Origin of the sequence: Streptomyces sp. NTH33 (assembly GCF_003236365.1) — a bacterium.
Classification (GTDB): domain Bacteria; phylum Actinomycetota; class Actinomycetes; order Streptomycetales; family Streptomycetaceae; genus Streptomyces.
The window spans coordinates 1-5240 of record NZ_POTZ01000473.1 but is presented as its reverse complement, the minus strand read 5'-3'; the positions used below and the strand labels follow the sequence as shown (position 1 = coordinate 5240).

The 5240-nt window shown below is 72.7% G+C and carries 7 protein-coding genes; 3 read left to right on the top strand and 4 right to left on the bottom strand.

Features of this window, described 5'->3' with window-relative positions; all coding sequences use genetic code 11:
- The 4 genes from C1I97_RS30820 to C1I97_RS30810 all read right to left on the bottom strand — a co-directional run.
- The coding region (locus C1I97_RS30820) for a DUF6286 domain-containing protein (protein ID WP_220040876.1) at positions 1 to 546 on the bottom strand (546 nt) is incomplete at its 3' end.
- 37 nt (positions 547 to 583) lie between these two features.
- A complete protein-coding gene (locus C1I97_RS30815; RefSeq protein ID WP_111006369.1) occupies positions 584 to 994 on the bottom strand; it encodes an Asp23/Gls24 family envelope stress response protein in 411 nt (136 codons plus the stop codon).
- Positions 991 to 1152 carry a hypothetical protein gene (locus C1I97_RS40265; RefSeq protein ID WP_181446993.1) on the bottom strand — a complete coding sequence of 54 codons (162 nt, stop codon included), beginning with the start codon at positions 1150 to 1152 and terminating at the stop codon, positions 991 to 993. Before C1I97_RS40265 ends, C1I97_RS30815 begins: the two co-directional genes overlap by 4 nt.
- A 75-nt stretch (positions 1153 to 1227) precedes the next feature.
- Positions 1228 to 1710 (bottom strand): Asp23/Gls24 family envelope stress response protein, encoded by a 483-nt coding sequence (locus tag C1I97_RS30810; protein ID WP_111006368.1) that lies wholly within the window; start codon positions 1708 to 1710, stop codon positions 1228 to 1230.
- Positions 1711 to 1919: 209 nt separating this feature from the next.
- Here C1I97_RS30810 and C1I97_RS30805 point away from each other — a divergent pair, with 209 nt between their 5' ends.
- The 3 genes from C1I97_RS30805 to C1I97_RS30795 are packed head-to-tail and all read left to right on the top strand — an operon-like array spanning position 1920 to position 3495.
- Complete coding sequence (locus C1I97_RS30805) at positions 1920 to 2495, top strand: RNA polymerase sigma factor (RefSeq protein ID WP_111006367.1); 576 nt, start codon at positions 1920 to 1922, stop codon at positions 2493 to 2495.
- A complete protein-coding gene (locus C1I97_RS30800) occupies positions 2486 to 3100 on the top strand; it encodes a hypothetical protein (RefSeq protein WP_111006366.1) in 615 nt (204 codons plus the stop codon). Before C1I97_RS30805 ends, C1I97_RS30800 begins: the two co-directional genes overlap by 10 nt.
- Complete coding sequence (locus tag C1I97_RS30795; RefSeq protein WP_111006365.1) at positions 3100 to 3495, top strand: hypothetical protein; 396 nt, start codon at positions 3100 to 3102, stop codon at positions 3493 to 3495. The genes C1I97_RS30800 and C1I97_RS30795 overlap by 1 nt, the downstream gene beginning before the upstream one ends.
- The last annotated feature ends 1745 nt before the right edge of the window (positions 3496 to 5240 follow it).

Genomic DNA, 5240 nt, shown 5'->3' with positions numbered 1-5240 from the left:
GGCCAGGGCGAGCTGGTCGCGTTCCTCGCGGAGGGCGGTGGTGAGGTCGTCTTGGACCTGGCGGGGGTCTCGGAAGTGGACGTCCGCGCGGACCTTTATGCGGCGGCGGCGCACCCGGACGCGCGCCCGGCTGACGCCGGGGACCGTCATGGCCGTGTCGCGCAGCAGGGTGGCGGCGCCGTCGCGGTCCAGGGTGGCCCGCAGGTGCGCCGAGGGGCCGTTGTCGGGTGGCCGCAGGGGAAGAGCGTGGCGCAGACCGGGAGTGAGTGCCAAAACGATCAGCCACAGGCCGAGGGCGGCGGCAGCGGCGGCTCCGAGGAGGATCCACACGTCGTCGACGGGGCGGGAGGACAGCTGGCCCGCCAGTTCCCTGCGCCAGGCCGCCGCGCGACGTCCTGCGCGTACCGCGATGACGTCGTACAGCGTGGTGCCCGCGGCGGCCAGTATCAGCGCGGCCGCCAGCGCCGCCGGGATGCGCCGCTCGGACCACGGCCGGTGCGGTCCGTGGCGGTGCCCGTGTGGCCCTGAACCGGAGGTCGTCGTCATCGGGGTCTTCCTTCGAGGACGCGGGAAACGGACGGGATCACTGGACACGCCGTCCTCGGCCCAGGCCGCTGTGCGGCACCAGGCGGCGGATGGTCACGGTGACCTCGCCGACCTCCAGGCCGGTCAGTGCGGTCACCCGCTCGGCGACGTCACGCTGGATGCGTTGCGACATGCCCGCAAGATCGGCGGGATAGGGCAGGTCCAGGGCCAGGCTCAGGCGCACCGACCCGCCCCGCGTGGCCGCCGACGCGGTGGGCGCGGCGGTGCGGCCTTCCGGTGGCAGGGCCGCCCGACGTTCCTGGACCGTGCGGACCACTCGGGCGGCGATGCGGGCCACCACCCGGTCGGGAATGACGGTCGCGCCCCGTTCCCGGGGCGCCGGCAGACCCCCGGCCTGTGCCCGGGCGACGGGCCCGGTGCCGCGGGCGCCGGCGTCCGGTGTGCTCACCGCTGCCGCCACAGGTCGACGTCGCCCCGCAGGACAAGCCCGACGAACAGCCCCACTGCGCCCAGGACGGCGACCAGGAGAAACGCCCAGAAGCCGCCGAAGTAGCCGGCGAAGCCCAGGGCCATCCCGGCTGCCAGGCCTGCAATCGCTGCGTCCATTGCTCACTCACCCCTCTCACGGACCGCCCGGCACCACGCCGTCGTCGCCGTGGGTACGGCGACAGCCGCCGGCGCTCAGCTCACGCGGCCCTCTTCCGCTTCGGACTCCTCCTCGGGCAGGTGCACGTCGTTGATCGTCAGGTTGACCTCGACGACCTCCAGCCCCGTCATCCGTTCGACAGCGGAGATGACGTTGGCGCGCACGTCACCGGCGACCTCGACGATGGAGGCTCCGTACTCGACGACCACGTCCAGGTCCACGGCCGCCTGGCGCTCCCCCACCTCGACCTTGACGCCGCGGGTCACCGCGGCGCCGCCGCCGGGAACACGTTCGCGCACGGCTCCCAGGGCCCGCGCCATGCCGCCGCCGAGGTTGTAGACGCCGGGTACCTCGCGGGCGGCCATGCCGACGATCTTTGCCACCACCGTGTCCGCGATGGTGGTCTTCCCGCGGGATTCGGCAGGGACGTCGGCGCCCCGGCGGCCCTGCAGGGTCGCACCACCCCCACCGGGCGGGTGCTCCTGGCCGGCGCTGTTCCGGTTGCCGGTGTCCGTCATGGCGGCAGTCACCTCGATCGTCCCTCTGGAGCATCCGAGTGATGCCCGTCACAGGGTTGGACACCGTTCCCGCCCGACCCTCACGCCCGGCCGTTGTGATATGCGTCACATAGGCTGGTGGGGGCGGGCGCCTCGCGAAAAGGCGCGCGTCGGCACGGCTGCGGACATCCCCGCATACCGGCATCCCGGCACGCGACCGGGAGCGGACGATGACCCGACAAGTCCGACCCGCACCGCCGGAACCCCGACTCTTCGATGCCCTCCTGGCGGCGCGGGCCTGCGAGGGCGACGAGGACGCCTTCGCCGTCCTCGTGCGGCGCCACAGCCGCGGCCTCCTCCTCCTGGCCTCCCACCTGCTCGGTAACCCGCAGGACGCCGAAGAAGCCGTCCAGGACGCCTTCGTCAGCGCGTGGCGGCGGCTGCCGGAATTCCGCCACGGCGCGGCCTTCACCACCTGGATCTACCGGATCACCGTGAACCGCTGCCTGAACGCCCGGCACCGCCGGCTGCCTTTCCTGCCGCTGGAAGCGGTGCCCGAACCCGCCGCGCACGACGCGTGCAGCTCGCCCAGCCGGACCGCCGAAGACAACGCCGCCACGGCCGCCCTGGCCACGGCGGTCGGCGAACTCAGCGCCGACCAGCGGGTCTGCTGGATCCTGCGAGAGCTACACGGACTCCCCTACCCACAGATCGCCCAGGTGACAGGTACCAGTGAGGAGACCGTGCGCGGCAGACTGTTCCGGGCACGCCGGTCCCTGAAGGAGGCGATGGCGTCATGGCGCTAGAGGACCAGCACCCGCCCAACGCACACACGAGCGCGCCCGACCCGGCCCCGCTCACCGGCGACGAGGTACTGCCCTGCGGCCGCCCACTCAGCCACGTCTGGGAACAGGCGCGGGACGCCCGGCCGCGGACGGACCCGCACATCGCCTCCTGTGCGCACTGCCGCGAGGCCGCCGAAGGACTGGCCGCCCTGGACGCCGCCACCCAGGCGCTGCGTGAACGGCAGCCCACCGGATGGAGCGCCCTCGCCGACCGCGTCCTGGCCGTCGTCCGGTCCGAAGTCCGGTTCGGACCCGTGCTGCCGCTGGACGATCCCGCGCTGGATCTGCGGATCACCGAGAACGCCGCGGCCAAGGTGCTGCGCCGGGCCGCCGACGCCGTGCCCGGGGCGAGGGCCGTGAGCTGCCGCCTGAAGCCCGCAGGCAAGGGCACCCACGTCCACGTGGCCATGACCCTCGCCGCGGCCCCCGGCCGACCGCTGCCGGCCGCGGCCGAGGATGTTCGCCGATCGGTCGTCACCGCCGCGGACCGGACCCTGGGCATGGCCGTCACGAACGTCGATATCAGGGTGATCGACGTACTGCTGCCCCAGCCCGGCGGTGCCTGATGGCCGCATTCCACGCCCCCGGCCCCCGCGCGGCCGCGGCAGGCGCCGCTCTCTCGGTCCCCGGCGTGGCCGGCCTGCATCCCGGCCTGGCCCACCGCCTCGCACAAGCCACCGCCCGCGCCTGGCCGGATGCCGCCGAGAGGCTTTCCCCGTCCGAGGCCGGCGTCCGCGCCGACCGGGCGGCGGACGGCTCCGGCTGGCAGGTGGAAGTGCGCTGCCTGGTGTTTGAAGGCCACCGACCGCTGGATGTGGCCCGCAACGTCCGCTCCCGGGTCCGGAGCGCTGTCCTGGCCCACCTCACCGCCCACGGTCTTGCAGAACCCCTCACCGTGACCGTCACCGTGGCCCGCATCGTCATCCCTGCCGGGGCTCGGACTGACGCGGAAGCCACCTGAGGAGCCGGGCACCGGGGTGGCACAGCCGCAGGAACCCACGGGGGAACGCGGTTCATCAGGGCGCTCCGCGCCGCCGGGTCGGCAGCCGGCACGGCGGGCACGGGGCCCGTGACGGGTAGCGCCCGAGAATGTGATGTGGTGCCGCACGAACGGTGACAGGCGAGCGCGCCGACGGAGCCGATGACCGGGGTGTATCCGACGTTGCACCCGTGTGCGACCAGCTTGTGCCGGCGGCTGGCGTACGCAGTGAGTGGCAACGTGCCCTGGGACGAACAGCGAACCGAGCCACTTCAACCGGGGCAGCGACAAGGTGACGGGGGACGGGGCAGGCGGCGGTGGGCGTCGATCCCCACGGAACCGGTCAGCGGATGCGCCTCGGATGAGTCCTGGTTTCTGAAGCCTGTGCGGGTCGCAAGTGCGCCGTCCCTGGCCGGCCTCGCCCCGAAGGGCACGCGGACCCGGGACGCGTCCACGCCGTCCAGGGCGGCACCGCCCACCAGAGGCAGGTGCTCACCCTGGCGGGCCTCAAAGCCGCCGCGCGGGCCACCGCCGCGGCCTGACCGGTCTTCGGTACACCATGGGCCCTGGGGAATCAGCCCTGACACCCCCGGGGCCCGGCTCGGGGGCGCACCGCACAACGACGCTGTGACCCCGCCGTCACGCAAGGTGCAACGGAAACCTCAGCCTTCCCCGCCTGTGAGGGTTCTGAATGCAGGCAATACGCACACCTGGACGCTGAGTCGACGCGGCCCAGGCACCGCCTGCAGGCGCCGCGCTCTCGAACAGGGCCGCGGCCGTCCGCGCGTCCCGGGCACGTCATTACCGGCTGACCAAAGCCGAAACTGACCACCCATCCATCGCCCTCGGCGATCTTGTGTGCCACCTCGGAGGCCTCTTCCGCAGAGCGCTCATTACCGTCGTTGCCCGTCTCGACCGCCAGATAGGGGTCGTGCACGCGTTCATTCCGCAGTCACGCCGGCCGGGGGCGGGGGCGGAGGTGGACTTCGGCGCCGTGAGGGTGCGCCTGGCCGGCGAGCAGGTCGAGGTCTACCTGTCCCCTTCCGCGCACGCGGTGCACGGGCACTGCATGGCTGCACCGCCGGGAGAACGGTGCGGCCGGCCGGGCGGTCCCGCAGGCTGCGCAGGACCCGCGGGATGCGCAGGCACCGTCGGGGAGCCGGGCCCACCGGCCCGCCCGTCCGTGTGACCACCCTGCAGCCCGTCCGGCTGCCGGCCGACCGCGGCGCGCCAGCACCGCACCACCGGTTCCCCGAACAGCTCATAGACGCTCACCGGGGAAGGTCACGCACCACGACGGACACCACCGCGAGGATCACAGTGCTCACCGCGATGCCGACCATCACCACCCGCCCGCTCCACGACACCAGGCACCTTCTCCCGCGCCCGCAGACGACGACACCGCTGTGATCATCCGATTCGGGCGGAAGCCGGCCGGCCTCCAGCAAGACCGCACAGGGCTTCGCGACACCACCGTGAACATCCACGCACTGCCCAACGAACGATCAAGGGCTCTCATCCGCGCAATATCACCCGAACGGCCCACACGCTTTCGCGCCGAGCGTGCGATGTTCCCCCATTCGGCCCAGCCTGGACCCTAAGTGGCTGTTGTTGTACCGATCTTGGGGTTTGTCGATCGAACGGGAGTCTCGATTGGGTGGTCGCGGGGTGCTCGGCGCATACGAGCAGGGCCTCCTGAACAGCTCGTTGGTGTCTAATCACCGAGC